Raw genomic sequence first — 25528 nt, 5'->3', positions numbered from 1 at the left:
TATTGCCAATGACGCAATTTCCGCGCGGCGACGCTGCGAGAATTGCCGATTATATCGAATTTGCCGTTTTTAGTGATTTTATTTGCCTGCGCTGCACCTCGGCCGTTGCGCACTTCGCTTGCGCTATACTTCGCTCCATGAAAAGCTCGATCATTACCACCGCGCAGGCCGCGAAAATTCTGGGCGTGTCTCCGCGCACCGCCCAGCTATGGACGGAAAGTGGCGTGATCCCGACTTGGAAAACCCCCGGCGGGCACCGCCGCATGTTCGAGGCGGACGTGCAGGCCGTCCTGCAACGCGGCGGCGAAATTGTGATGCCCTCGCGCAGTGTGCTGGTGCTGGCGCCGCCACAGCGGCATGCCGATTGGTCGCGCGCGCTGGCCGCACTGGACGTCACCGAAGTGGGCTTTGTGGACGAGCCGATCGCCGCCGCCGTGGCGCTCGGCGCCAGGACGCCCGACATCTTCGTGGCCGAAGTGGACGGCCTGGACCGGCTGCCCGATCGCTTCCTGCAGAAGTTGCGCACGATCGCCGCCCTGAGCCGGATGCAGATCGTGATTGCGACCCGCTCGCCAGCGGATGCCGCGCCGCTGCTGGACCCGGCCTCGCCGTTCAAGATCATCCGGCTGGAGCAGGCGTCCGAGAATCTGGTGCAGGCGCTGACGCACCACACGCCGCTGAAACACCAGAGGCTGCAGCCATTGCCGCCGGAGCTCCTGAACGCGCCGTTTCCCGTCAGCGAGAATGAGCCGCAGCGCCTGATGGCGGTGCACCGCTCAGGCATCCTGGACAGCGCCAGTGAAGCGGCCCTCGACAACCTGACCAGGATTGCGGCACTCAGCTTATCGGCGCCGATCGCACTCATCACCGTGTTGAGCGAAGACCGCCAGTGGTTCAAGGCGAAGGTGGGCCTGGAGATGGTCGAAACGCCGCGCAGCTGGGCATTCTGCAACTACACGATGCTGCAATCGGGCGTGCAGCAATTTACCGACCTGCGCTCAGACGCCCGGTTTGCGGACAATCCAGCGGTCAGGGACGCGCCCTACTTCCGCTTTTACGCAGGTGCACCGGTGAACGATGAGCAAGGCCATACTTTGGGCTCGCTGTGCGTGATCGATACCGAGCCGCGTCAACTCAACGCGACGCAGACGGAAATCCTGAGCCGGCTGGCCAGCCTGGTCACGGCCGAAATCATACGCGGCGCGCGTTCAGCATCAACGCGCAAATAAGAAAGCGCCCGGCAGCGCAGTGCGGGCGCCGCCCGGGTGCAGGCAGGCAGTTGCTGCGTGGTGGGATCAAGCGCGTATTTGACCCGGCTAAGGTTATATACTCGAACCAGACCATTACAAAGGAGTCCGCCTTGCACCCACGCACCCGCCTGTACGCCGCCATCGGCCTGCTGTCCGCCCTCCCCGCAATGACCTCCATGACCGCCTTCGCTGCCGACGATCCCCTGCAGCAGCGCATCGCCAGAGTGGAACAGGGCTTGCTGCCCGCCGTCACGCTGGAAGGCGCGCCGCCGGCGCGGCGCAAGCTGGCCGACGAGATGGCGCGCCTCGGCGTGCCCGGCGTGAGCATCGCGGTGATCCACGGCGGCGAGGTGGATTGGGCCAAGGCCTACGGCACGGTGACGCCGGGCGGCGCCCCGGTGACCACCTCCACGCTGTTCCAGGCCGCCTCCATCAGCAAGCCGGTGGCCGCCATGGGCGCGCTCAGGCTGGTGGAGGAAGGCAAGCTGGAACTGGACCGCGACGTCAACAGCTACACCGCGCTGTGGAAGCTGCCCAAGGACGCCGACAACAGCCCCGTCACGCTGCGCCAGCTGCTGTCGCACACGGCCGGCACCACGGTGCACGGCTTCCCCGGCTACGCGGCCGGCGCGCCGGTGCCCACGCTGGCGCAGATCCTGAACGGCGCCAAGCCGGCCAACACCGGCGGCGTGCACGTGAACGCGCGCCCGGGCAGCCGCTGGCGCTACTCCGGCGGCGGCTACCAGGTGGCGCAGTACGTGATGACGGAGCGCAGCAAGACGCCGTTCGCGGAACTGATGCAGGAGAAGGTGCTCAAGCCGCTGGCCATGGCCGACAGCACCTTCGCCCAGCCGCTGCCGCAGTCCTTGCTGGCGCGCGCCGCCCTGCCGCACGACCGCGGCGGCAAGCCGATCCCGGGCGGCCCGCACACTTATCCCGAGCAGGCCGCCGCCGGCCTGTGGAGCACCCCGTCGGATCTGGCCAGATTCGCCATCGAAACGCGGCGCTCGGCCGCCGGCCAGTCCAACGCCGTGCTGTCGCAGGCCATGACCTATCTGATGCTGACGCCGGTGATGCAGAACTATGGACTGGGCCTGGGCATCGACGGCGACGGGCAGGCGCAGAGCTTCGGCCACGGCGGCTCCAACGCCGGCTACCGCGCGCGCATGAGCGCCTACACGGAGCGCGGCGACGGCATCGTGGTGATGACCAACGGCGACGGCGGGGATGAACTGGCGGGGGAACTGGTGCGCGCGGTGGCGGCCGAATACGGCTGGCCCACCATGGGCGCGAAGGTGCGCCGCAACGTGGCGCTGACGGCGGATGCGCTGGCTACGGTGCCGGGCAAGTACGTGATTGCAGGCGCGGGAGATTTCACGATACGCCGCGCGGGCGACGGGCTGGTGGTCGAACTGCGCAACGGCGCCAGCGAAACGCTGCTGGCGGCGCCGAGCGGAAGCTATTTCGTGCTGTCCAGCGAAGCGGAGCTGCAGTTCACCGGCAAGGATGCGGGCCGCTTCACGCACGGCACGACCGAGATGCCGTTTACCCGCGCCAAGGAGTAAGCGCCGGTTCGGCGGGTTACTTGACCGTCACGTTGATGGTCTTGCTGGCGCCCGGGCCGTAGGACTGGTGGGCGCCGTTGGCGAACTGCATGGTCAGCTTGTATTTACCCGGCGGCAGCGTCACCTCGGTTTCGGTCTGGCCTTTGCCGAAATGCAGATGGGTGTCATCGAAGGGAATCGACTCGCCGGCCTTGATGCTGCTGCCGTTGATGATCAGGTGATGGTGGCCGGTGTTGGCCGCCATCTCGCCGGCCGGCTTGACTTCCATGCCGCTGACGGCGAACTTCACTTTGAACGGGCTGCTGACCACCGCGCCGTCCGCCGGCTCGGCGAAGGACACCGCCTGCGCCGCCGCGCCGAAACTGATGCCGCCCAGTGCCAGCGCCACCAGGGCGCGCTTCAGGAATTTCTGCATAAATTTCTCCTAATCGTTGGATGACTTCTTGCCGAGTACCGGCCCTGCGTATTTCATCACCAGGCCCTTGGGTCCGACCGCCCAGCCCACGGCGGGCGAGGCAAAGCCGACGGTATTGATCGGCGTGCGGTCCAGGATGGACCAGCTCTTGCCGCCGTCGTTACTGTAGCCGGAACCGGCCAGCCCTGCCGCCACGAAGGCGTCCGCAGTGCCGCGCACCGGCACCACCACCGACATATAACCGGTCGGCAGGATGGGCGCGGCGGTCCAGGTGGCGCCGCCGTCCTCGGTGCGGGCGCCGTTCACGGTCGCCATCGAGGTTTCCTTGTAGTCGCCGCCGGCCGCCAGGCCCACTTTGGCGTCGCGGAAGCCGACCGAGAAAATGCCGCGCGCAGGCGCCCCGGCCGACATCGGCACCGTTGTGGCGCGCCAGCTGCGGCCCCGGTCCGAGGAATGGAAGACGCGGGCGTTTTCCGCGCCGCCGGTGGAGAACCAGGCATCGGCGCCGCCGGCCACCGTCAAACAGGTGCCGCTGGCGGCGAACGCGCCCTCATTGGGCAGGGACGCCAGTCCTTTCGGGTCGGCCGCCGGCTGCCAGGTGGCGCCGCCGTCGGCCGTCAGCAGCACCTGGAAGGCGCCCTTGACCGGGTCGCCGAACAGGATGCCGTGCTTCGCGTCCCAGAAGGCGATCGCGTCCCAGAACCCTTCGGCGTCGGGGTTGGTCATCTGGAGCTTCCAGCTCGCGCCGCCGTCCGTGGTGCGGTAGATGCGCGAGGCCGCGCCGGGACCGGCGCTCATGACGATGGCGGTGTCCGCGTCCACCGCGTGGATGTCGCGGAAGTCCAGCTTGTCGGCGTCCGGCACCTGCATCGCCGTCCACTTCACGCCGTCCACCGTGCGCAGCACCGTGCCCTTCGCGCCGCTCGCCCAGGCCACCGTCTCGCTCACCACGGACAGGCCGCGCAGCTCGGCGGAAGTGCCGCTGGCCAGCGGCTGCCAGCCGGCCGCCTGCACCAGCGCCTGCCCCACGGCAGAGGGCGGCGGTGGCGGCAAACCAAGCGGCGTGCCCGGCGCGGTCTGCGCCAGGGCGGAACCGGCCGAAACCGCCAGCAGCAGCGCCGCGGCGGCAAGCCGGCCGCGCCGCGCAGCAGTCACGACACCCACCGCCGCACGCTTAGTCATTCTTGATAACGATGCTGGGGAACTTGCTGGTCATATCCTTCGCCTTTTCCGCCACTTTCACCGCGATTTTGCGGGCGATTTCCTTGTAGATGACGGCCACCGGACCATCCGGCTCGGCCACCACGGTGGGCTTGCCGGAATCGGTCTGCTCGCGGATGGCCATGGTCAGCGGCAGCGAGCCGAGGTACTCGGCGCCGAAGTCCGCGCACATCTTGGCGCCGCCGCCGTGGCCGAAGATATGCTCTTCGTGGCCGCAGTTCGAGCAGATGTGCGTGCTCATGTTCTCCACCACGCCCAGGATCGGGATGCCGACCTTCTCGAACATCTTCAAGCCCTTGCGCGCGTCCAGCAGCGCGATGTCCTGCGGGGTGGTGACGATGACGGCGCCGGTGACCGGCACTTTCTGCGACAGGGTCAACTGGATATCGCCGGTGCCCGGCGGCATGTCCACCACCAGGTAGTCCAGGTCGCGCCAGTTGGTCTGCTCCAGCAGCTGCTGCAGCGCCTGCGTCACCATCGGGCCGCGCCACACCATCGGCTCGTCCGGATCGATCATGAAGCCGATCGACGACACCTGCACGCCGTGGTTTTCCAGCGGCTCCATGGTCTTGCCGTCCTTGCTCTCCGGGCGGCCGCTGATGCCCAGCATCATCGGCTGCGACGGGCCGTAGATGTCCGCGTCCAGCACGCCGACCGACGCGCCTTCGGCCGCCAGGGCCAGCGCCAGGTTGACCGCCGTGGTCGATTTGCCAACACCGCCCTTGCCCGAGGCCACGGCGATGATGTTCTTCACGTTCGGCATCAGCTTCAGGCCGCGCTGCACGGTGTGCGAAATAATCTTGCTGTATACATTAGCGGACACCTTGCCCACGCCCGGCAGCGCCGCCACGGCGCCCGTCACGCTGGCGCGGATGGCTTCCACCTGGCTCTTGGCCGGATAGCCCAGCTCGATGTCGAAGGAAACGTCGGCGCCCTCCACTTTCAGGTTGCGCACTTCCTTCGAGGTGCAGTAATCCTTGCCCGTGTTCGGGTCTGTAACTTTAGACAATGCTGCTTTGACGTCTTCTACCGTGATGCTCATCTGAATCTCCGTAAGTGATCCCGCAGTCTAGCGCAAAATAGACAGAAAAACAGCGTGCCGCCGCCGTCCCGGTGCGCATCGGCGGCCAGCGCTGGTAAAATGCTCTTTTTCCCACCAACAAAGTGCATCAATCATGACCCGCAAGCTGTTCGTCACTACTGCCCTGCCCTACGCAAACGCTGCCTTCCACATCGGCCATATGATGGAGTACATCCAGGCCGACATCTGGGTCCGTTTCCAGCGAATGCAGCGCGAAGGCGACGGTCTGCGCGAAGTGCACTTTGTCGGCGCCGACGACACCCACGGCACGCCGATCATGATCGCAGCCGAAAAGGAAGGCATCACGCCGCAGGAATTCGTGGCCAAGATCGCCGCCGGCCGCGCCCAGTACCTGGACGGTTTCCATATTGCCTTCGACAACTGGTATTCGACCGATTCGCCGGAAAACGTGGAGCTGTCGCAAGGCATCTACCGCAAGCTGCGCGAGACCGGCCTGATCGCCACCAAGATCGTGGACCGCTTCTTCGACCCGGTCAAGGGCATGTTCCTGGCCGACCGCAACATCAAGGGCGAATGCCCGAAATGCGGCGCCAAGGACCAGTACGGCGACAACTGCGAAGTGTGCGGCGCCGCCTACCAGCCGACCGAGCTGGTGAACCCGTTCTCCGTGTTCACCAACGCCACCCCCATCCTGAAGCCATCGGAGCAGTACTTCTTCAAACTGTCCGATCCGCGCTGCTTCGAGTTCCTGCGCGACTGGCTCAACACCCCCGGCCGCCTGCAGCCGGAAATGGTGAACAAAGTGAGCGAATGGCTGGGCGAAGCCGGCGAGAAGCTGGCCGATTGGGACATTTCGCGCGACGCGCCCTACTTCGGCATCCCGATCCCCGACGCGCCGGGCAAGTTCTTCTACGTGTGGCTGGACGCGCCGGTCGGCTACCTGGCCAGCCTGAAGAACTACTGCGAGAAGAAGGGCATCGACTTCAACGCCCTGCTGAACGACGCCGGCACCGAGCAGATCCACTTCATCGGCAAGGACATCGTCTCCTTCCACCTGCTGTTCTGGCCCGCCATGCTGAAGTTCGCCGACCACCCGGTGATCGACAAGCTGAAAGTGAACGTGCACGGCCACCTGACGGTGAACAACGAAAAGATGTCCAAGTCGCGCGGCACCGGCATTTCGCCGCTGCGCTACCTGAACCTGGGCATGAACCCGGAATGGCTGCGCTACTACATCGCCTTCAAGCTGAACTCCAAGGTGGAAGACCTGGACTTCACCGGCGACGACTTCGTGGCCCGCGTGAACTCCGACCTGATCGGCAAATACGTCAACATCGCCAGCCGCTGCGCCGGTTTCATCAACAAGAAGTTCGACGGCAAGCTGGCCGCCGGCCTGTCCGACAACGCCATGGGCTGGATCAAGCGCGCGCTGAGCGCCGCCGACGGCGCCGAGCGCCAGGCCAGCATCGCCGCCAACTTCGAGAACCGCGAATTCGGCAAGGCGCTGCGCGAAATCATGGAAATCGCCGACGTCACCAACCAGTACGTCGACGAAAACAAGCCATGGGCGCTGGCCAAGGACGAATCCAAGGTGGCCGAACTGCACGAAGTGTGCACCACCGCGCTGATCCTGTTCCGCCAGCTGACCATCCTGCTGTCGCCGGTGCTGCCGGGCGTGGCCGCCAACGTGGCCAAGTTCCTCAACGACGACAAGCTGGTCTGGGCCGACACCGAGCTGGCTTCCGGCGCCGCCTTCCAGCCGATGCTGGGCCGCACCATCGGCGCCTACAACCACCTGATGACGCGCGTGGACGCCAAGATGATCGAAGACCTGTTCGACGCGCAGAACCAGATCGCCGCCGCCGGCCCGGCCCCCGTGGCGGCCGCCAAGCCGGCCAAGGCGCCGAAAGCGCCGCCGCTGGAGCCGCTGGTGGCCAAGGAAGGCGTGGAAGCGCTGGCGCCGGAAATCTCGATCGACGACTTCATGAAGGTCGACCTGCGCATCGCGAAAATCGTCAATTGCGAGCACGTGGACGGTTCGGACAAGCTGCTGCGCCTGACGCTGGACGCCGGCGAAAGCCGCCACCGCAACGTGTTCTCCGGCATCAAGTCGATGTACCAGCCGGAAGACCTGATCGGCAAGCTGACGGTGCTGGTGGCCAACCTGGCGCCGCGCAAAATGAAATTCGGCATTTCGGAAGGCATGGTGATGGCGGCTTCGGCGGCCGATGAAAATACCAATCCGGGTATTTATATCCTGAACCCATGGCCGGGCGCCGAGCCAGGCATGCGCATCCGTTAATATGATGAACATCGTAGTTCGGGAAGCAACGGATGACGATGCCAAATTAATTGCCGAGCTCACGCGTGCAGCGTGGGCCGGCAAGGTCAACGTCACCTCCAGTGGCCACCGTGAAACCGCCGTTCTCGTCGCGCAGCATTTGCGCGACGGCGGCGGTTTTATTTTATTGGTGGACGATATTCCGGTGGGATCGGTGCGCTGGCTGCCGCTGGAGACCGAAAGCCATATCTGGGAAATCCTGCGCATGGGCGTATTGCCTGCATGGCGCGGCAAGAATATATCCCAGCACTTACTGGAAGCAGTTATTCACCACGGCCTGGAAACCGGCGTGGAAGAATTGCGCATGGCGGTGCGGGCCGACCAGCCTAAACTGATCGACTTTTATACCGCATATGAATTCGAATTGGCGGAGGAGCTGGAATATACCCACGCCAATCCGCTGGAGCCGGCGCCCTTCGTCATGCGAAGGGTATTAAAGTATTGACACCGTAGCACTGATCGCCACCCTGGGCTTCATCGGCTCAATTGGTTTATCCTGGCAGGCAGCCAGGATGACGGCCGCAGCCAGCATCAAGGTCAGGTTACGCATCACGTTCTCCCTCCCGTTTCGATTCCTTCAGCATAGCAGCTAGCGCCTAGCATGGGCGCACGCCGGCGTACGCTCACGTTACCTTCGCGCCAACTTTTGGCGCGAACGCGCTAGTTTCAGGTTCGCCGCGAGGAGACGACGATGCCGCCCACTATGAGCAGGAAGGCGGCGCCGTGGTACAGGTGCGGCGCCTCGCCCAGAAACGCGGACGACATCAGCGCCGCGAACAGCGGCGTAAGGTTGCTGAAAAACGCGGCCACGCTGGGACCGGCGCGCTGCACGCCGGCGCCCCAGCAGCGGAACGCGATCACCGCCGGCCCGATTGCCACATAAGCCAGCGCCGCCGCCAGGGTCCAGCTCCATTGAATATGGGCGTCGGTAACAGCCCATTCGCCGGCCGCGAATACGCCGGACCAGATAACCCCGAACCCCACCTGAGCCAATAAGAAACTGGCCCATTGCGAACGTATTGCCGCCGGTTCGACCGGCCGCGTCAGCAGCCAGCTGTAAATAGACCAGGCGATCGTGGCGAATATCATGAATATATCGCCCGCCACCAGGCGCAGTTCAAGCAGATGCTGCACATCGCCGCGCGCCAATACCAGCAATACGCCGGCAATCGATAATGCCGCCCCCATCATTTGCTGGCGCGTTATCTTGGCGCCAAAAAACAGCCAGCCGGTCAGCATCATCCATACCGGCATGCCGGCCGCCACCAGCGTGACATTAATCGGCGTGGAGCTTTGCAATGCCAGATATTGCAGCGCGTTATACAGACCAATACCCAGCAGGCCCAATAAGGCAAAGCGGCGCCAGTTCTGCCATAAACCGCTGTCGCGCCGGAATACCGGGCCGGCCAATGGCAGCAATATTAAAAAGGCGATGCCCCAGCGCAGGAAATTGAGCGTAATGGGCGGCACCATGTCGTGCACCAGGCGGCCGACAATCGCATTACCCGCCCACAACAGTGGCGCGAGCGTAAGGAGGAATATGGTGTAGGGTGTCATAGAGGGAGGATTCTAGGGAAGTGCTGATTTATTCGGGTTTTCGGCCGAAAGCAGCACGTAAACCATTGATCTGTAAGAGCTCTAAATTTCAGAAAACAAATAAATCAGCGGTTCCCTAGCAGGGGCGGCAAGAGAAGTTCCCGCCGGGGGCTGGGGCGCGGTAAAATAGGCGTTGCTTCTTTTACGAACTCTCACAATATGAAACTCTCCAAACAGCACAGCATGTACGAGTCGGACCACACCCTGTTCATCAAACAGCTGAAGGCCCAGAATCCGAAAATGGAACAAGGCCAGCGCGAAGGCCGCGCCCTGCTGTGGGACAAGGAATCGACTCCGCTGACCGAACAGGAACGGGTGCGCGCTTCGACCGTGAAGCAGCAGGCTTACGTCTACCAGAACAAACTGTAAGACCGGCCTGAACGCCACCTGAACGGCACAGCATGTCGCCGACGGATGCGGTGGAAATCGCCGCGCCAGTTGAAAACAGCGCCGAACCGGTAGCGGCGGACGGCGCCGCGCTGGCACGCCTGTACGGCGAGCCCATGCTGAAAATGCCGAACGACCTCTACATTCCGCCGGATGCGCTGGAAATCTTCCTGGAGGCGTTCGAAGGTCCGCTGGACTTGCTGCTGTACCTGATCCGCAAACAGAATTTCAACATCCTCGACATTCCGATGGCGCAGCTGACGCTGCAATATCTGAAGTATGTGGACCAGATCCGCCTGTCCAACCTGGAGCTGGCGGCGGAATACCTGCTGATGGCGGCCATGCTGATCGAGATCAAGTCGCGCATGCTGCTGCCGCAGCGGCAGTCCGAGATCGAGGTCGAGGCGGGCGACCCGCGCGCCGAGCTGGTGCGCCGCCTGCTGGAGTATGAACAGATCAAGCTGGCGGCCTACGACCTGAACGCCGTGCCGCAGGTGGGGCGCGACTTTGTGCGCACCCAGGTCTACATCGAGCAAAGCCTGGCGCCGGCCTGGCCGGACGTGTGCGCGGCCGACCTGCAAGAAGCCTGGCTGGGCCTGATGAAGCGGGCCAAGCTGGTGCAGCACCACAAGATCAGCCGCGAGGAGCTGTCCGTGCGCGAGCACATGACCAGCATCCTGCGGCGCCTGCAGTCGCAGCGCTTCGTCGAGTTCGCCGAGCTGTTCGACGTGGCCGGCGGGCCGCCGGTGGTGGTGGTCAATTTCGTCGCCCTGCTGGAGCTGGCGAAAGAGACGCTGATAGAAATTACCCAGGCCGAACCGTTCGCGCCTATCTATGTGCGGCTGGCGTATTCGCCGGCCTGAATAAGAAGATAAGAAGAGAACAAGACCATGAAAATCATTTCCTCCATCGAAGAACTGCGCGACCACCTGAGCGGCCAGCTGCGCACGGCATTCGTGCCGACCATGGGCAACCTGCACGAAGGCCACCTGTCGCTGATGCGCCTGGCGCGCAAGCACGGCGACCCGGTGGTGGCCTCCATCTTCGTCAACCGCCTGCAGTTCGGCCCCAACGAGGACTTCGAAAAGTACCCGCGCACCTTCCAGGCCGACGTGGAGAAACTGGAGAAGGAAGGCGTGTACGTGCTGTTCGCGCCGACCGAGAAGGATATGTACCCGGAGCCGCAGGAATACCGCGTGCAGCCGCCGGACGGCCTGGGCAACACGCTGGAGGGCGAATTCCGCCCCGGCTTCTTCACCGGCGTGAGCACGGTGGTGATGAAGCTGTTCTCCTGCGTGCGTCCGCGCGTGGCCGTGTTCGGCAAGAAGGATTACCAGCAGCTGATGATCATCCGTAACATGAGCCGCCAGTTCGCGCTGCCGACCGAGATCATCGCCGCCGAAACCTACCGCGCCGAAGACGGCCTGGCGCTGTCCTCGCGCAATATGTATTTGTCGCCGGAAGAGCGCGCCGAAGCGCCGGCGCTGTACCAGAGCCTGAACTTCGTGGCCAACGAAATGCGCGCCGGCCACCTGGACATCTTCCAGCTGGAGCACAAGGCCATGGAAGAGCTGGCCAAGCGCGGCTGGCAGCCGGACTATATTTCCATCCGCAAGCGCAACGACCTGCAGCCGCCGGCCGCCGGCGACCTGGCGCAGGGCACGCCGCTGGTGGTGCTGGCCGCCGCCAAGCTGGGCACCACGCGCCTGATCGACAACCTGGAAATCTGAGCCGGCGCAGCACTGCGGCAAAACAACGGTGGCGGTCCGCGGCGGCCGCCACCGTGCTAAGCTGTTCTTTCCGAGCTGCAGCTCCCATCGCGAGGCGCCCCATGCGGTTTGCACACCCTTCCCTGCTGTCGGCAGCCGTCCTGCTGCCCCTCGCCCTCCTGCCCCTTGGCGCCAGCGCCCAGCTCAGCACAGTCCACATCTACGGCATCGTCGACATGTATCTCGGCCGCTCCGCCACCAGCGGCGTACCGGTGCGCGGCAGCGTCATCAACAGCGGCGGCATGACCACCTCCTACTGGGGCGTGGGCGGCGTGGAGAACCTGGGCGGCGGCCAGTCGGCCACGTTCGCCATCGAAGGCTTCATGCGCGTCGACACCGGCGAACAGGGCCGCACGCCGGGCGAAGGCCAGTTCACGCGCGCCGCCTACGTGGGCCTGAACGGCAACTGGGGCGCCACCAAGATCGGGCGCGTGCCGAACCCGCTGTTCCAGGCCTCGGCGCAGCTCAACCCCTACGGCTTTTCCACCCGGTTGTCGCCGCTGATGACGCAGATGTGGATCGTGCCTTACGGCAGTTCCTCGGCCGGCGATTCGGGCTGGAGCAACGCCGTGCACTACACCTCGCCGGTGGTCAACGGCTTCAACGTCGTGGCGCAGTACGGGCTGGGCGAGCACGCGGCCAACAGCCCCGGCAACAACAAGGTGGCGGTGCTGAAGTACACGGGCGCGGCGCTGAGCGCGGCGGTGGCGGCGCAGGATATCGGCTACGGCATCGGCATCACCAACGCCGCGCCCAGCCAGCGCACCTATTTCGCCGGCGCCGCGTATGACTTCAAAGCGGTGAAAGCGTATGCCAGCTTTGCCCGCAATACGCAGGAAGGCAGCGGGCGCACCACCCGCACCACGCACCTGGGCCTGCAGGTGCCGCACGGCGCGGGCCGCTGGCTGCTGGCGTGGGCGCGCGCCAACGAGCGCGCATGGGTGAAGGCGCCGTTCCGGCGCGACACGGCGGCGGCCGGCTACGACTACAACCTGTCGCTGCGCACCGATGTGTATGCGTCCTATCTGTACGACAAGCTGAGCACGGCTGCCGACGGGAACACCTTCGCCCTGGGCATCCGGCACAGATTCTAGCTTGCTTCGCCCGAAATACTCTGGGTCCAGGCCAGCGCCGACAGGTGCGCCTTGTTGACCTCGGCCGGCGTCAGGCTGAGCGCGCCGGCCAGCGAGGACACCAGGTTGCTGTTCAGTTCGCACGCTTCGGCCAGCGCCAGGTACTGGCCGTACTTGCCCGAGCGCGACAGCAGCGCCGCCACCACGTCGTCCGACAGCTGGATGCTGGACAGCACCTCTTCCATCGGGATGCCCAGCAGCCGGTCCAGCAGCGAGAACATGCCGGCCACGAAGATATTCTCGGCGTCCGCCTTGCCCAGCGCCTTGGTGCCGAGCAGCTCGGCCAGGCGGCCGCGCACCACCGCAGTCTCCAGCAGCACCGGCGAGTAGCCGCTGGTGCTGGCGGTGGCCAGCAGCAGGGTCAGCCAGCGGTACAGCGGCTGGTAGCCCAGCAGGGTGATGGCCTGGCGCAGCGAGGCGATCTCGCGCCCGGCGCCGAAGCCGGCGGAATTGATGTAGCGCAGCAGCTTGTAGGACAGCGCGGCGTCGCGCTTGAGCACGTCCTCCAGCTGCTTGATGTCGGCGTTCGCGTTCACCATCTGCATCAGCTGCATGATGATGGTCTGCGCCGGATTCATGCCTTTGGCGTCGGTGCCGGGGCGCGGGGTCAGGTGCAGCTTGCCGACGAAGGCGTCCAGGCCGAGCGTGGCGCAGGCGTCGAAATCGGCCCAAGTGGTGACCGGGCGGCCCACCATGCGCAGGTTGGACGCCTTCAGCGCCGCGTAGGAGCGCGCCTGCGCGGCCACGTCGGCGCCGGTGAATTTCACTTCCACGTAGGAGGCGATGGTGCCGAGGCGGCTGCCCACGCGCGCCAGGTCGGCGTCGCGCAGCAGGATGCCGACGCCGCCGGCGCGCAGCGCCTGCACCGCCGCCAGCGTGTCCGGATTGGCCAGCGCCACCGCCTTCAGCGACAGCACCGTGTGCTCGGGCGGCAGGTTGTGCAGCGCGTCGGTCGACAGCATGCCGGGCACCGCTTCCAGGAACAGGGTTTTATCGCGCAGCAGCCAGCCGTGCTCTTCGCTGTGGACTTCGGCGGCCACGAAGGCCACCAGGTCTTCCAGCGCTGCCTGGGTCGGCAGGGCCACCTGGCCGGCGCCGCCCTGCCACGTCAGTTCGTACCCGACCACGCGCTGCCTGGGGTCCAGCAGCGGTTCACGAACAAGGTAGTTGGTCTGATGCATGTTGTGGTCGCATAAAGTCAAAAGGGCCGGCGCGTGCGCCGGCCCGTGCCCCTCGGGCCCGCCGTTGCGGTCAGGCGCCGAGTTTTTCGAAGATCTTGTTCAGCTTCTCGTCCAGCGTGGCGGCCGTGAACGGCTTGACCACGTAACCGTTGGCGCCGGCCTGGGCGGCGGCGATGATGTTTTCCTTCTTCGCTTCGGCCGTCACCATCAGCACCGGCAGCTTGGCCAGCGCGGGGTCGGCGCGAATATTTTGCAGCATGGTCAGGCCGTCCATGTTCGGCATGTTCCAGTCGGAGACCACGAAGTCGAACTGCTCCGCGCGCAGCTTGGCCAGTGCCATGACACCGTCTTCTGCCTCGTCCACATTGGCGTAACCCAGTTCCTTCAACAGATTCCGGACGATGCGGCGCATCGTCGAAAAATCGTCAACTACTAAAAATTTCATCTTTGGATCTGCCATGAATTACTCCGTTGATTCTCTTACGCGGTTGTTAATAGTGTCTATAAGCACGAGCTATTTGTAGCATAGCATTTTCGTTGCCCTAAGGCGAACAAAGTAGCAGTAATACGTCATCCCGCCGGGATGAAATGCGCTTACACGCGCAACGCGCGCATGCCGTGCGTTGCCAGATAGCCAAGCACCATGCCCGGCAGCGCCTGCAGCGCCCCCACCTCGTGCGTGGCGCCCACGGCGATCGCCTCGCGCGGCATGCCGAACACCACGCAACTGGCTTCGTCCTGCGCAAAATTATACGCCCCTGCGTTCTTCATCTCCAACATGCCGGCCGCGCCGTCCTTGCCCATGCCGGTCAGGATCACGCCGACCGCGTTCTTGCCCGCGAACTGGGCGGCGGAACGGAACAGCACGTCCACCGACGGGCGGTGGCGGTTGACCGGCTCGCCCTGGTCGATCCTGGTCATGTAGTTGGCGCCGGAACGCGCCAGGGTCAGGTGCGAGTGGCCGGGGGCGATGTAGGCGTGGCCCGGCAGCACGCGCTCGTTGCCGGCCGCTTCCACCACCGAGATCTTGCACAGCGAATCGAGGCGCTTGGCGAAGGAGCGCGTGAAGCCTTCCGGCATGTGCTGGGTGATCAGGATGCCGGGACAGTCGGACGGCATCTGCATCAGGAATTCGCGGATCGCCTCGGTGCCGCCGGTGGAGGCGCCGATGATGATCAGCTTTTCCGACGACATCAGCGGGTTGCGCAGCTGCGGCAGCGGCGCGTGGCCTTCCTGGCCGGCGGCGCCGGCCTGCGGCAGCGTGCGCGCCCGCACGCGGGCCTTGGAGGCGGCGCGGATCTTGTCCGCGATCAGGTCGGTGTATTCGCGCATGCCGCTCTGGATGGAGATCTTCGGTTTGGTGACGAAATCGACCGCGCCCAGTTCCAGCGCGCGCATGGTGATCTCGGAGCCGCGCTCGGTCAGCGAGGACACCATCACCACCGGCATCGGGCGCAGGCGCATCAGTTTTTCCAGGAAGTCGAGGCCGTCCATTTTCGGCATCTCCACGTCCAGGGTCAGCACGTCGGGGTTGGTCTGCTTGATCAGCTCGCGCGCCACCAGCGGATCGGGCGCCACGCCCACCACTTCCATGTCGGGCTGGTTGTTGATGATTTCCGTCATCACGCTGCGGATCAGCGCGGAGTCGTCTACGATCAGGACTTTGATCTTCATGATGGGTACAGTATTTTTATTAGTTGGAACGCTGCGTTAAAACAGCTCGATCTCGCCGGCCACGGGCTGCTTCTTGAGGCGGCTGGCGTATTCGATCTCGCGTTTCGCCAGGGTGTCGTTGTGCGACTGCATCAGCTTCTTGACCAGCACCTTGCCGGTGCGCGGGAAGAAGTACACCTTGCGCGGGTAGATGTCGTTCAGGTCCTCGGCCACGATGCGAATTTTCTCGTTGCGCAGGAAGGTCTGCACGAAGGCGGCGTTGCGTTCGCCCACGTTGATGGCGGTGAAGCCCTTGAGCACCGCGCCGCCGCCGAACACCTTCGCTTCCAGGTTGTCGCGCCGCGCGCCCGCCTTCAGCAGGTCGTTGATCAGGATCTCCATGGCGTAGGTGCCGTAGCGGGCCGAGGCCGAGATCGGGCTGTTCGGGTCGCTGCCGCCGTCCGGCAGCATGAAGTGGTTCATGCCGCCCAGGCCCGTCACGCGGTCGCGGATGCAGGCCGACACGCAAGAACCGAGCACCGTCACGATCAGCATGTCCTTGGCCGTGAAATAGTACTCGCCCGGCAGGATCTTGGCCGCGTCGCAGTCGAAGGTCCGGTCGTAATAGACGTTGGTGGCAAATTGTTCTAAATCCATGGCGCGCCCTTAGCGTTTTCTATCTTCTGTCCAGCTCGTACACGGTCTTGCCGCGCAGCTTCAGCGCATCGGACACGTACAGGAAATTCTCCGAGTGGCCGGCAAACAGCAGCGCGTCCGGTTTCATCAGCGGGACGAAGCGGGACAGTATTTTACGCTGAGTGGCCTTGTCGAAGTAAATCATGACGTTGCGGCAGAAGATCACGTCGAACGGGCCGCTCACCGGCCACTGGTCGGCCAGCAGGTTGAGCTGCTTGAAGGTGATCATGTTGCGCAGCTCGGGACGCACCCGCGCCATGCCTTCCTTGTCGCCCTTCCCTTTCAGGAAAAAGCGGCGCTGGCGCTCGGGCGACATCTTGTCCAGCCGGTCCATGGTGTAGACGCCGTTGGCGCCGGCAGCCAGCACGTTGGTGTCGATATCGGTGGCGATGATGGTGGCCGGCGGCGTCAGCGTGTTGAAGGCCTCGCACAAGGTCATGGCGATCGAGTACGGCTCCTCGCCGGTGGAGGCGGCCGAACACCAGATGGTCAGGTCGCGCTTGTTCTTCACGTGCTCGGCCAGCAGCGGGAAGTGGTGCGACTCGCGGAAGAACGAGGTCAGGTTGGTGGTCAGGGCGTTGGTGAAGGATTCCCACTCGTCGCCCAGGCGGCCCGCCTCCAGCTCGTCCAGGTATTTCATGAAGGACGAAATGCCAGTGGCGCGCAAACGCCGCGCCAGCCGGCTGTACACCATCTCCTGCTTGCTGTCGGCCAGCGAAATGCCGGCCCGCTTGTAGATCAGGCCCCGGACCCGCTCGAAGTCCCTGGAGTTGAAGTCAAACTCTTTGACGGTGTCTTTTGAATGCGGCATTTGTAAACCCTTAAATCGTGCTGCCTGGAACAATGCCTGCTACGGCTTCCTGCTTGGAACCGCCGGTTAAAACTCTTCCCAGTCGTCGCCCGGCGCCGCCGGCGCGAGCTTCTTGGGCGCCGCCTTCGGCGTGGTTGCCACGGCGGCGCGCGGGGCCGGCTTGGCCACCGGCGCCGGTTTCGGGGCCGCCGCGCGCGGCGCCGGCTGCGCCATCTTGTGCATCGCGTCGCTCGACAGCTTGAAGATGCTGACCGCGTGCGCCAGGTTCTGCGCCTGCTCCTGCATGCTCTCGGCCGCCGCCGCCGCCTCTTCCACCAGGGCCGCGTTCTGCTGCGTCATTTCGTCCATCTGCGTGATGGCCTGGTTCACTTCCTCGATGCCGTTGCTCTGTTCCTGCGTGGCGGCGGTGATTTCGCCCATGATATCAGCCACCTGCTTGATCGACGTGACGATCAGCTCCATGGTCTGGCCGGCTTCGTCCACCAGGCGGCTGCCCGCGTCCACCTTGTCCACCGAATCACCGATCAGTTCCTTGATCTCCTTGGCGGCGCCGGCCGAGCGCTGCGCCAGGTTGCGCACCTCGGAAGCGACCACCGCGAAGCCGCGGCCCTGCTCGCCCGCGCGCGCCGCCTCCACCGCCGCGTTCAGCGCCAGGATGTTGGTCTGGAACGCGATGCCGTCGATGACGCCGATAATATCGACGATCTTGCTGGACGAGGCCTTGATCGAACCCATGGTTTCCACCACTTGCGACACCACCGAACCGCCCTTCACCGCCACCGAGGAGGCCGACACGGCCAGCTGGTTGGCCTGGCGCGCGTTGTCCGCGTTCTGCTTCACGGTGGAGGTCAGTTCCTCCATCGAGCTGGCGGTTTCCTCCAGCGAGCTGGCCTGCGACTCGGTGCGCGAGGACAGGTCGGCGTTGCCGGAAGCGATTTCCTGCGAGGCCACGGTAATGGTCTCGGTGCTGGTGCGCACGTCGGCGACGGTGCGCACCAGGCTGTCGTTCATGTCCTTCAGCGCCTGCAGCAGTTCGCTGGTTTCGTCCTTGCCCTCGACCCGCACCTGCGAGGTCAGTTCGCCGCCGGCCACCTTCTGCGCCACCGCCACCGCGCCTTGCAGCGGGCGCACGATGGAGCTGGTGATGATGATGGCGCCCACCACGCCGATGGCCACGGCCACGCCGCCCATCGCGAACAGCATCATCATCAGCCGGGTGTCGGCCGAGACCGAACCTTCCAGCACGTTTGCGGCGGCTTTCTGCTGCATGTCCACCAGGCCGTTCAGGGCCGTCAGCGTCTGCTGGTTGAGCGGGTCGATGCGACTGGCGATCACTTTCGCCGCGCCTTCGCTGTTAAACGCCAGCACCTGGCCGATGGCTTCCTTGAAGGCCACGTCCACTTCCTTGTCCAGCGCGGCGATATCGCTCAGCGCCTTCTTTTCCGCGTCGTTCAGGCCCAGGCCTTGCAGCCTCTCGCGCGCCGCGTCGTAGCGCTTGCGCTGTTCCTTGACCTTGTTCTCTTCCTTCTGCATCAGGCTCACGTCCGACTGCAGGCCGATATTGCGCATGGCGATGCCGGTTTCCAGCATCGCGCTCTTCATGGCGGCGGCCTGCAGCATCTTGGCCGTGGTCAGTTCCAGGCCGGTGCGCAGCTCGCCCTTGTTGCGGTAGTTCAGCACATTCGTCAGCAACACCATCGCAACCAGGATCAGCAAAATGCTGCCAAAGCCCAAACGCAGGCGGGTACCAATTTTAAAGTCGCGCAAATTCATGTTCATCTCCCTGTTTTTTTATTGCGCGGCGGCCCTGCCTCTGCGGGCGGTCGCCGCCGCTACTGCGCGGTCTTACGCAGCCAGCTTGTCGATCAGGCCCATTTCGGGGCTGGACATCAGCTTGTCGATGTCCACCAGGATCAGCATGCGCTCATCGATGGTGCCCAGGCCGATCATGTACTCGGTGCTGAAGGCGGTGCCCATCTCCGGCGCCGGCTTGACCTGCTCCGGCATTAGCGTGGTCACGTCGGACACCGAATCGACCACCATGCCGACCACGCGGCCGTTGATGTTCAGGATGATGACGACGGTGAACTGGTCGTACACCGGCTCGCCCAGGTTGAACTTGATGCGCATGTCCACCACCGGGATGATGATGCCGCGCAGGTTGATCACGCCCTTGATGAACTCGGGCGCGTTGGCGATGCGGGTCACCGCTTCGTAGCCGCGGATTTCCTGCACCTTCAGGATGTCGATGCCGTACTCCTCTTTGCCGAGGGTGAAGGCGAGGAATTCTCGGCCGGCGATATCGTGGGCGCCGGCATTCTGCATTGCGTCTGACATGATGGATTCCTTCTAGCTAAGTTACTGACTGGTGCACTGACTCAAGGGTCTGGTTTCAGTGTATTGGTTTATTCAGGAAAAAATGGATTCGTCGGCCAGTTGGCGCGAAGAGCGTATCAACGCCGCCACATCCAGGATCAGCGACACGCCGCCGTCGCCCAGGATGGTGGCGCCGGAAATGCCCGCCACCTTGCGGTAGTTCGACTCCAGGTTTTTCACCACCACCTGCTGCTGCCCGACCAGGTCGTCGATGAACAGCGCCGCCTTGCGGCCTTCCGTTTCCAGGATCACCACCAGCCCTTCGGACGGGTCGGTGAAGCGCGGCGTGATGTCGAACATCTGGTACAGCGGGATCAGCGGCAGGTATTCGCCGCGCACCTTGATGACCTTGCCCTTGCCCGAAATCTCCTTCACGTCCTCCGGCACCGGCTGCATCGATTCGATGACGAAACCCAGCGGCAGGATGTAGATCTCCTCGCCCACCTTGATCGACATGCCGTCCAGGATGGCCAGCGTGAGCGGCAGCGAAATCGAGATCGTGGTGCCGAAGCCCTTGGCCGAGCGGATGTCCACCGTGCCGCCCATGGCGGTGATGTTGCGCTTGACCACGTCCATGCCCACGCCGCGCCCGGACACGTCGGTCACCTGCTCGGCGGTGGAAAAGCCCGGCGCGAAGATCAGTTGCCACACGTCGGCGTCGGCCATGTTGTCGCTCACCGGCAGGCCGGAGGACTTGGCCTTGGCCAGGATCTTCTCGCGGTTCAAGCCGCCGCCGTCGTCCGACACTTCGATGATGATGTTGCCGCCCTGGTGGCTGGCCGACAGGAACAAGCGCCCGGCGTCGGTCTTGCCGGCGGCGCGCCGCACGTCCGGCATTTCAATGCCGTGGTCGATCGAGTTGCGCACCAGGTGGGTCAGCGGATCGACGATGCGCTCGATCAGGCCCTTGTCCAGTTCCGTGGCCGCGCCGTTGGTGATGAAGTCGACCTTCTTGCCCAGCTTGGCGGCCAGGTCGCGCACCATGCGCGGGAAGCGCGAGAACACGAAGTCCATCGGCATCATGCGGATCGACATCACCGCTTCCTGCAGGTCGCGCGTGTTGCGGGTCAGCTGGCTCACGCTGTTGAGCAGGCGCTCGTGCACCATCGGGTCCAGCGTGTCCACGCGCTGCTCGATCATCGCCTGCGTGATGACCAGCTCGCCCACCAGGTTGATCAGCTGGTCGACCTTTTCGATCGACACGCGGATGGAAGACGATTCGGCGCCGGCCGCGGCGGCAGGCTTGTCGGCCTCCTTCTTCACCACGGCGGCCTTCTTCTCCTCCTCGGCCGGGGACGCGGCCGCCACCGGCTCGTCCTTGATGCCGGCCTTGGCGCGGATCGCCTCCACCGGCTCGAAGAAGCCGTAGCCGCGCGCCTCGTCGGCGCCGGCGGCCGCGTCGGCGCGGATCTGGTCGAGCGGCTGGAAGAAGCCGTAGCCGGCGCCCGCGGCGCCCGCCGCGGCCGGCCTGGCGGACGCCGACACCGGCTCGGGATCGAAGAAGCCGTAGCCCTGGTCCTGCTCGACCCGCTTGCGCTCGGCGCTTTCGACCGCCTGCTGCTCGGGCGTGAGCGCCGGCAGCTCGGACACCTGCATGTCGTCCGGGTTCAGGATGAAGGAGCAGATCGAAATGATGTCGTCCAGGCTCTCGTGCGTGGTCACCACCAGCGCGGTGCGGCCGCCGTCGAGCGGCGTGGTGCTCACGGCGCCCAGCAGGCCCACCTCGGCCGACAGCGCGGCGATTTCGCGCTGCTCCATCTGCGGCAGGTCGAGGCGGTAGCGCCGCCCGCCGCTGTGGTCCACGGTTTCCTCTTGCGCGGCGCTGAGGAAGGACGGCGCCACGTGCGATAGCGCGGCCACCACGTCCTGCGACAGCGACTGCAGCATCATGCGCACATTGGCCACCGCGTCCTGGTCGACGGCCGAACCGAGGCGGTGCCCGTCCAGCTGCATCTTCAGGATGTCCTTGGCGGCCAGGAAGGCGTCCACGTGCTCGGAGGTCAGCGCCATCTCGCCCTTGCGGATGCGGTCCAGCAGCGTTTCCAGGATGTGGGTCACTTCCGTCATGTCGTTCAGGCCGAACGTGCCGGCGCCGCCCTTGACGGAATGGGCGGTGCGGAAGATCGCGTTCAGATCCTCTTCGGTGGGCGCGGCCAGATCGACCGCCAGCAGCAGCCGTTCCATTTCAGCCAGCAGCTCCTCGGCCTCGTCGAAGAAGACCTGGTAGAACTGGCTAATGTCGATGGTCATGGCGAGACTCCATCAAGTGCTAAAAACATGGCAGCCCCTTAGCCAATGACCTTTTTGACAACCTCGATAAGCCGCTGCGGATCGAAAGGCTTGACCAGCCAGCCGTTGGCGCCGGCGGCGCGGCCCTTGGCCTTCATCTCGTCGGACGACTCGGTGGTCAGCATCAGGATCGGCACCTTCTGGTAGGTCGGCAGCTCGCGCAGCAGCTTGATCAGCTGCAGGCCGTCCATGCGCGGCATGTTCTGGTCGGTCAGCACCAGGTCCACGGTCTGCTGCTTGGCTTTTTCGAGGCCATCCTGGCCGTCGACCGCTTCCACCACCTGGTAGCCGGCAGCCTTCAGGCTGAAGGCGACCATCTGGCGCAAAGAGCTGGAATCGTCAACTGCAAGTATTGTTTTAGCCATTATGTTTTCTCGCTATGTTCAAGGTGTTACATTCGAATTGCATTCAGTGCGGCAGACCGGGCTCAGAACAGCTCGATGTCGCCGCTTTCCAGATGTTTTTGGCTTACCGCTTTGCGCAGCACGCTGCGCAGCTCCAGGCTCTGGATCGCCAGCGCCATGCTGACCTTCCCGAGCAGGTCCACTATCTCTTCGTTGCCGCTGTCGGGCACCATCTCGGCGCCGTGCGCGCCCAGCGTGCCGAGGAACTCGCGCAGGCCGGTCACGCGCTTGAGCGTGCGGTCGATCAGCTGGCTGGTCATGTCCTGGAACTGCATGCTGGTCACGGCCGCGTTGACATAGGCGCCCACCTGCTCGGACAGCGCCAACAGTTCCGCCTTCTGCTCGGGCGAGGGCGAGCCGCCGTCCAGCAGCAGGTTGATGGCCGCCTGCTGCGCCGTCACGGTTTCATGGATGGCCATGAAATTGCGCGACAGCTTGTCGATCGCCTCTTCCAGCAGCAGATTGGTCTGGATCAGGTCCGTCTCGACTTCCGTCAGGTGGCGCCGCCCGTGATCCGACACGCCCGACAGCAGGCGCTTCACATGGGAGCCCAGGATTTTTTTTCTCGTCATATCAGTCTCGTTCTCGATACCCGCCGTGCTACGGCGTTGCTACTTCTTGTTCGGTGCGGCCGGCTGCCCCGCCGCGGCCGCCGCCGCTGCTGCTGTATTGGTGGCGTCGGTGTCGGTGCCCACGTCCAGTTTGGCGCTGTCGCGCGACACCGCGTCCTCGGTTTTCTTGTTCATCACCACGATGCTGATGCGGCGGTTGATGGGGTTGAAGGGATCGAGCCGGTCCAGGTGCACCGCCGAGGCCAGTCCCACCACGCGCAGGATCTTGGTGTCGGACATGCCGCCGGCGATCAGCGCGCGGCGCGAGGCGTTGGCGCGGTCGGCCGACAGTTCCCAGTTGCTGTAGCCGGCGTCGGTGAAGTACGGCGTGGAATCGGTGTGGCCGGACAGGCCGATCTTGTTCGGCACGTCGTTCAGCACCACGCCGATCTCCTGCAGGATCTCGCGGGTGTAGGGCTGCAGCTGGGCGCTGGCCAGCGCGAACATGGGCCGGTTCTGCTCGTCGACGATCTGGATCCGCAAGCCTTCGCTGGTGAAGTCCAGCAGCAGCTGCTTCTTATACTTGGCCAGCAGCGGGTTGCTCTCGATCTTGGCCTCGATCTTTTCCTTCAGCTTTTGCAGGCGCTCGGTTTCCTGGCGCTCCAGCTCGGCCTTGGCGGCGGTCAGGTTGAAGGTCTTCTTGCTGACGGTTGGGTCGTCGGCCAGCTTGACCTGGCCTTCCTTGCGCGTCAGGTCCTTGCCGCCGCCGGGAATGACGGACGAGCTGTCGCCGCTGCCGGAACCGCCCTGCATGGCCACCTTGAGCGGCGTCTTGAAGTACTCCGAAATGCCGTTCAAGTCGCCCTTGGTGGTCGAGCCCAGCAGCCACATCAGCAGGAAGAAGGCCATCATGGCGGTCACGAAGTCGGCGTACGCGATTTTCCAGGCGCCGCCATGGTGGGCATGGCCGCCTTTCTTGATGCGCTTGACAACTATCGGCCGCAAGCCCTCGTCAGCCATGTCGATTCCTCAGTGTTTCCATAATTCAATAATGTTACGAATCATACGCCAAGCCGGGCTTATTTGGTTTTGGATTTTTTGATGTGGTCCTCTAACTCGGCGAACGTCGGACGCTCGGTCGAGTACAGCACCTTGCGGCCGAACTCGATGGCCAGCGCCGGCGCGTAGCCGTTCAGGCTGGCCAGCAGCGTCACTTTCACGCACTGGTACATCTTGGTCTCTTCTTCCAGCTTCTGCTCGTGCAGCCCGGCCAGCGGGCCGACAAAGCCGTACGCCAGCAAGATGCCGAGGAAGGTGCCGACCAGCGCCTTGGCGATCAGCAGGCCCAGCTCGGACGGCGGAATGCCGACCGATTCCATGGTGTGCACCACGCCCATCACGCAAGCCACGATGCCGAACGCCGGCATGCCGTCGCCCAGCTTGGCGATCGCGCCGGCCGGCACCATGCCCTCGTGGTGGTGGGTCTCGATCTCGTTGTCCATCAGGTTTTCGATCTGGAACGCATCCATATTCCCCGACACCATCAGCCGCAGATAGTCAGTCATGAATTCGACTATGTGGTGGTCCGCCAGCACGGAAGGGTATTTGCTGAACAGCGGGCTCTCGTTGGGCGAGTCGATGTCGCCCTCGATCGACATCAAGCCCTCCTTGCGCACCTTGGACAGGACGTCGAACATCAGCGACATCAGTTCCATGTACAGGTCTTTGGTGTGGCGCGAGCCGCGGAACAGGCCGGGGACGGCGGCCAGCGTGGCTTTGATGGCCTTGCTGTTATTACCGACAAAAAAAGCGCCGACTGCGGCGCCGCCGATCTGCAGCAATTCTATGGGCTGAAACAGTGAGGCCAAGTGCCCGCCGGCGGCGGCGAAGCCGCCGAACACGCAAGCGAGGACGACGAAATATCCAAGTATGACTAACAAGAGTGCCAGCTCCGAAGAATGATAGGGGAACGCTAAATTAACAGGTAGAACTACAATAGCGTGAGACAGGGGGGCCGGGCAAGCAAAAGACGCGTTAAAAGCGCCAGACGTAGAGCGCGGGGCCGTGCTCTGTGGTAACTATGGTCTTGACGGGCGGACAAGCGTCGATCTGGAATTCATAGCTGATCAGCAAGCTGCCGGGCCGCATCTCCACCTCGGCCTTGGCCCACAGTCCGCTCATGACGGCCGGCGACAGGTAGGCGAACACCATGTCGTAGTCGCCGAAATGGAGCTGCTCGTAGTCGCCGCGCACAAAGGTGGCGCGGCTGCCGCTGAGGGCGGCGCGCAGCCGCGAATACAGCCAGGGCAGCGGCGCCAGCTCGATGCCGGTCACCTGCGCGTCCGGCCGTGCGCGCGCCAGGTGCAGCGCCATGCCGCCCATGCCGCTGCCGATGTCGATCAGCCGCAGGCCGGGCGTGGCGGGCAGCTCGGCCTCCACCGCCGCCCACACGGCCGGATTGGACGGGTACAGCGGCACCTGGGTGCGGTAGGTGGACCAGAACAGGCCCATCAGCACCACGAACACTATTAAATAGAAAGCCGGCGGCAGCGCCAGCGTGCCGGCGGCCACCAGCGCCAGCGGGAACAGCAGCTGGATCAGGCGCCACCACGGCGCCAGGCCGTAGCGCACGGTGAGCAAGGCGGCCAGCGCGCCCTGCACCACCGCCACGTCCGGCAGGCCGGGCTTCAGGCCCAGCGTGGCCAGCAGGTAGATGACGATCAGCGTGAGCGGATAGGCGCCGGCCTGGATCAGCGCGGCGCGCAGGGCCGGGACGCGCGCGAGCCGGCGCAGGCTAAGGCTAAGGCTCATGCCCGTGCCCTGCCCCGGCCGGCGAGGAAGATGGCGA

Annotated in this window: 25 protein-coding genes; 8 read left to right on the top strand and 17 right to left on the bottom strand. The window is 64.5% G+C overall.

Annotated features, from left to right (window positions below; all coding sequences use genetic code 11):
- The first annotated feature begins 8 nt into the window (after nt 1-8).
- The gene (locus tag AC56DV_RS10140) at nt 9-1229 is read left to right on the top strand and encodes a helix-turn-helix domain-containing protein (RefSeq protein ID WP_496314163.1); all 1221 of its coding nucleotides are present in this window, start codon (nt 9-11) and stop codon (nt 1227-1229) included.
- Between the two features lie 131 nt (nt 1230-1360).
- Entirely contained in the window at nt 1361-2815 is a 1455-nt protein-coding gene (locus AC56DV_RS10135; protein WP_496314162.1) for a serine hydrolase domain-containing protein, read from the top strand.
- Nucleotides 2816-2831: 16 nt separating this feature from the next.
- On the opposite strand, the gene AC56DV_RS10130 is transcribed toward AC56DV_RS10135, so the two are convergent.
- From AC56DV_RS10130 to apbC, 3 genes are read right to left on the bottom strand one after another with little or no spacing between them, the layout of a single operon-like run.
- Nucleotides 2832-3230 (bottom strand): DUF4399 domain-containing protein, encoded by a 399-nt coding sequence (locus AC56DV_RS10130; RefSeq protein WP_496314161.1) that lies wholly within the window; start codon nt 3228-3230, stop codon nt 2832-2834.
- A gap of 9 nt (nt 3231-3239) precedes the next feature.
- Nucleotides 3240-4412 carry a WD40/YVTN/BNR-like repeat-containing protein gene (locus AC56DV_RS10125; RefSeq protein ID WP_496314160.1) on the bottom strand — a complete coding sequence of 391 codons (1173 nt, stop codon included), beginning with the start codon at nt 4410-4412 and terminating at the stop codon, nt 3240-3242.
- The gene (gene apbC, locus AC56DV_RS10120; protein ID WP_496314159.1) at nt 4405-5493 is read right to left on the bottom strand and encodes an iron-sulfur cluster carrier protein ApbC; all 1089 of its coding nucleotides are present in this window, start codon (nt 5491-5493) and stop codon (nt 4405-4407) included. Before apbC ends, AC56DV_RS10125 begins: the two co-directional genes overlap by 8 nt.
- 133 nt (nt 5494-5626) lie before the next feature.
- Between apbC and metG the strand changes: the two genes are divergently transcribed.
- The gene (metG, locus tag AC56DV_RS10115; RefSeq protein ID WP_496314158.1) at nt 5627-7795 is read left to right on the top strand and encodes a methionine--tRNA ligase; all 2169 of its coding nucleotides are present in this window, start codon (nt 5627-5629) and stop codon (nt 7793-7795) included.
- Between the two features lie 4 nt (nt 7796-7799).
- Nucleotides 7800-8279: a GNAT family N-acetyltransferase gene (locus tag AC56DV_RS10110; RefSeq protein ID WP_496314715.1), complete on the top strand. Its 480-nt coding sequence runs from the start codon at nt 7800-7802 to the stop codon at nt 8277-8279.
- A 221-nt stretch (nt 8280-8500) separates the two neighbouring features.
- On the opposite strand, the gene AC56DV_RS10105 is transcribed toward AC56DV_RS10110, so the two are convergent.
- Entirely contained in the window at nt 8501-9391 is an 891-nt protein-coding gene (locus AC56DV_RS10105) for a DMT family transporter (protein WP_496314157.1), read from the bottom strand.
- A 198-nt stretch (nt 9392-9589) separates the two neighbouring features.
- Between AC56DV_RS10105 and AC56DV_RS10100 the strand changes: the two genes are divergently transcribed.
- The 4 genes from AC56DV_RS10100 to AC56DV_RS10085 all read left to right on the top strand — a co-directional run bounded on the left by AC56DV_RS10100 (nt 9590) and on the right by AC56DV_RS10085 (nt 12680).
- Nucleotides 9590-9799, top strand: a complete 210-nt coding sequence (locus AC56DV_RS10100) for a DUF3460 family protein (protein WP_057157960.1) — start codon at nt 9590-9592, stop codon at nt 9797-9799.
- A gap of 32 nt (nt 9800-9831) precedes the next feature.
- The gene (locus tag AC56DV_RS10095; protein ID WP_496314156.1) at nt 9832-10680 is read left to right on the top strand and encodes a segregation and condensation protein A; all 849 of its coding nucleotides are present in this window, start codon (nt 9832-9834) and stop codon (nt 10678-10680) included.
- A gap of 27 nt (nt 10681-10707) precedes the next feature.
- Entirely contained in the window at nt 10708-11547 is an 840-nt protein-coding gene (gene panC / locus AC56DV_RS10090; protein ID WP_496314155.1) for a pantoate--beta-alanine ligase, read from the top strand.
- 101 nt (nt 11548-11648) lie between these two features.
- Nucleotides 11649-12680, top strand: coding sequence for a porin (locus AC56DV_RS10085; protein ID WP_496314154.1), 1032 nt, complete (start codon nt 11649-11651; stop codon nt 12678-12680).
- Here AC56DV_RS10085 and AC56DV_RS10080 read toward each other — a convergent pair.
- From AC56DV_RS10080 to AC56DV_RS10020, 13 genes are all read right to left on the bottom strand, one after another.
- The gene (locus tag AC56DV_RS10080) at nt 12677-13900 is read right to left on the bottom strand and encodes an EAL and HDOD domain-containing protein (RefSeq protein ID WP_496314153.1); all 1224 of its coding nucleotides are present in this window, start codon (nt 13898-13900) and stop codon (nt 12677-12679) included. The genes AC56DV_RS10085 and AC56DV_RS10080 overlap by 4 nt on opposite strands.
- A 70-nt stretch (nt 13901-13970) precedes the next feature.
- Entirely contained in the window at nt 13971-14360 is a 390-nt protein-coding gene (cheY, locus tag AC56DV_RS10075) for a chemotaxis response regulator CheY (protein WP_028104141.1), read from the bottom strand.
- A 134-nt stretch (nt 14361-14494) separates the two neighbouring features.
- The gene (locus AC56DV_RS10070; protein ID WP_496314152.1) at nt 14495-15574 is read right to left on the bottom strand and encodes a protein-glutamate methylesterase/protein-glutamine glutaminase; all 1080 of its coding nucleotides are present in this window, start codon (nt 15572-15574) and stop codon (nt 14495-14497) included.
- A gap of 36 nt (nt 15575-15610) precedes the next feature.
- A complete protein-coding gene (cheD, locus tag AC56DV_RS10065; RefSeq protein WP_496314151.1) occupies nt 15611-16210 on the bottom strand; it encodes a chemoreceptor glutamine deamidase CheD in 600 nt (199 codons plus the stop codon).
- Nucleotides 16211-16229: 19 nt separating this feature from the next.
- Nucleotides 16230-17060 (bottom strand): CheR family methyltransferase, encoded by an 831-nt coding sequence (locus AC56DV_RS10060; RefSeq protein ID WP_496314150.1) that lies wholly within the window; start codon nt 17058-17060, stop codon nt 16230-16232.
- A gap of 66 nt (nt 17061-17126) precedes the next feature.
- Nucleotides 17127-18833, bottom strand: a complete 1707-nt coding sequence (locus AC56DV_RS10055; protein WP_496314149.1) for a methyl-accepting chemotaxis protein — start codon at nt 18831-18833, stop codon at nt 17127-17129.
- Between the two features lie 72 nt (nt 18834-18905).
- Nucleotides 18906-19397 carry a chemotaxis protein CheW gene (locus AC56DV_RS10050; RefSeq protein ID WP_496314148.1) on the bottom strand — a complete coding sequence of 164 codons (492 nt, stop codon included), beginning with the start codon at nt 19395-19397 and terminating at the stop codon, nt 18906-18908.
- A gap of 72 nt (nt 19398-19469) precedes the next feature.
- On the bottom strand, nt 19470-21686 hold the full coding sequence (gene cheA / locus AC56DV_RS10045) for a chemotaxis protein CheA (RefSeq protein ID WP_496314147.1): 2217 nt from the start codon (nt 21684-21686) through the stop codon (nt 19470-19472).
- 38 nt (nt 21687-21724) lie between these two features.
- Nucleotides 21725-22090, bottom strand: coding sequence for a response regulator (locus tag AC56DV_RS10040; RefSeq protein WP_496314146.1), 366 nt, complete (start codon nt 22088-22090; stop codon nt 21725-21727).
- A gap of 62 nt (nt 22091-22152) precedes the next feature.
- Nucleotides 22153-22701, bottom strand: coding sequence for a chemotaxis protein (locus AC56DV_RS10035; RefSeq protein ID WP_496314145.1), 549 nt, complete (start codon nt 22699-22701; stop codon nt 22153-22155).
- A gap of 39 nt (nt 22702-22740) precedes the next feature.
- Nucleotides 22741-23700 (bottom strand): flagellar motor protein MotB, encoded by a 960-nt coding sequence (gene motB / locus AC56DV_RS10030; protein ID WP_496314144.1) that lies wholly within the window; start codon nt 23698-23700, stop codon nt 22741-22743.
- Between the two features lie 59 nt (nt 23701-23759).
- Entirely contained in the window at nt 23760-24620 is an 861-nt protein-coding gene (gene motA, locus AC56DV_RS10025) for a flagellar motor stator protein MotA (protein ID WP_496314143.1), read from the bottom strand.
- A gap of 94 nt (nt 24621-24714) precedes the next feature.
- Entirely contained in the window at nt 24715-25491 is a 777-nt protein-coding gene (locus tag AC56DV_RS10020; protein WP_496314142.1) for an SAM-dependent methyltransferase, read from the bottom strand.
- Between the last annotated feature and the right edge of the window lie 37 nt (nt 25492-25528).

This window comes from Massilia sp. BGA-UO-ETr-WB1 (assembly GCF_059567845.1).
This window is presented reverse-complemented; position numbering and strand designations above follow the sequence as displayed.

Excerpts from the sequence above, each read along its gene's own strand:
- AC56DV_RS10040 (WP_496314146.1), bottom strand. The coding sequence starts at position 22,090 with ATGGCTAAAACAATACTTGCAGTTGACGATTCCAGCTCTTTGCGCCAG.
- AC56DV_RS10130 (WP_496314161.1), bottom strand. The coding sequence starts at position 3,230 with ATGCAGAAATTCCTGAAGCGCGCCCTGGTGGCGCTGGCACTGGGCGGC.
- cheA (WP_496314147.1), bottom strand. The coding sequence starts at position 21,686 with ATGACCATCGACATTAGCCAGTTCTACCAGGTCTTCTTCGACGAGGCC.
- AC56DV_RS10070 (WP_496314152.1), bottom strand. The coding sequence starts at position 15,574 with ATGAAGATCAAAGTCCTGATCGTAGACGACTCCGCGCTGATCCGCAGC.
- AC56DV_RS10020 (WP_496314142.1), bottom strand. The coding sequence starts at position 25,491 with ATGAGCCTTAGCCTTAGCCTGCGCCGGCTCGCGCGCGTCCCGGCCCTG.
- motB (WP_496314144.1), bottom strand. The coding sequence starts at position 23,700 with ATGGCTGACGAGGGCTTGCGGCCGATAGTTGTCAAGCGCATCAAGAAA.
- AC56DV_RS10055 (WP_496314149.1), bottom strand. The coding sequence starts at position 18,833 with ATGAATTTGCGCGACTTTAAAATTGGTACCCGCCTGCGTTTGGGCTTT.
- AC56DV_RS10085 (WP_496314154.1), top strand. The coding sequence starts at position 11,649 with ATGCGGTTTGCACACCCTTCCCTGCTGTCGGCAGCCGTCCTGCTGCCC.
- AC56DV_RS10080 (WP_496314153.1), bottom strand. The coding sequence starts at position 13,900 with ATGCATCAGACCAACTACCTTGTTCGTGAACCGCTGCTGGACCCCAGG.
- AC56DV_RS10105 (WP_496314157.1), bottom strand. The coding sequence starts at position 9,391 with ATGACACCCTACACCATATTCCTCCTTACGCTCGCGCCACTGTTGTGG.
- AC56DV_RS10125 (WP_496314160.1), bottom strand. The coding sequence starts at position 4,412 with ATGACTAAGCGTGCGGCGGTGGGTGTCGTGACTGCTGCGCGGCGCGGC.
- panC (WP_496314155.1), top strand. The coding sequence starts at position 10,708 with ATGAAAATCATTTCCTCCATCGAAGAACTGCGCGACCACCTGAGCGGC.
- cheD (WP_496314151.1), bottom strand. The coding sequence starts at position 16,210 with ATGGATTTAGAACAATTTGCCACCAACGTCTATTACGACCGGACCTTC.
- AC56DV_RS10110 (WP_496314715.1), top strand. The coding sequence starts at position 7,800 with ATGAACATCGTAGTTCGGGAAGCAACGGATGACGATGCCAAATTAATT.
- apbC (WP_496314159.1), bottom strand. The coding sequence starts at position 5,493 with ATGAGCATCACGGTAGAAGACGTCAAAGCAGCATTGTCTAAAGTTACA.
- AC56DV_RS10050 (WP_496314148.1), bottom strand. The coding sequence starts at position 19,397 with ATGTCAGACGCAATGCAGAATGCCGGCGCCCACGATATCGCCGGCCGA.
- AC56DV_RS10140 (WP_496314163.1), top strand. The coding sequence starts at position 9 with ATGACGCAATTTCCGCGCGGCGACGCTGCGAGAATTGCCGATTATATC.
- metG (WP_496314158.1), top strand. The coding sequence starts at position 5,627 with ATGACCCGCAAGCTGTTCGTCACTACTGCCCTGCCCTACGCAAACGCT.
- AC56DV_RS10035 (WP_496314145.1), bottom strand. The coding sequence starts at position 22,701 with ATGACGAGAAAAAAAATCCTGGGCTCCCATGTGAAGCGCCTGCTGTCG.
- AC56DV_RS10060 (WP_496314150.1), bottom strand. The coding sequence starts at position 17,060 with ATGCCGCATTCAAAAGACACCGTCAAAGAGTTTGACTTCAACTCCAGG.
- AC56DV_RS10095 (WP_496314156.1), top strand. The coding sequence starts at position 9,832 with ATGTCGCCGACGGATGCGGTGGAAATCGCCGCGCCAGTTGAAAACAGC.
- cheY (WP_028104141.1), bottom strand. The coding sequence starts at position 14,360 with ATGGCAGATCCAAAGATGAAATTTTTAGTAGTTGACGATTTTTCGACG.
- AC56DV_RS10100 (WP_057157960.1), top strand. The coding sequence starts at position 9,590 with ATGAAACTCTCCAAACAGCACAGCATGTACGAGTCGGACCACACCCTG.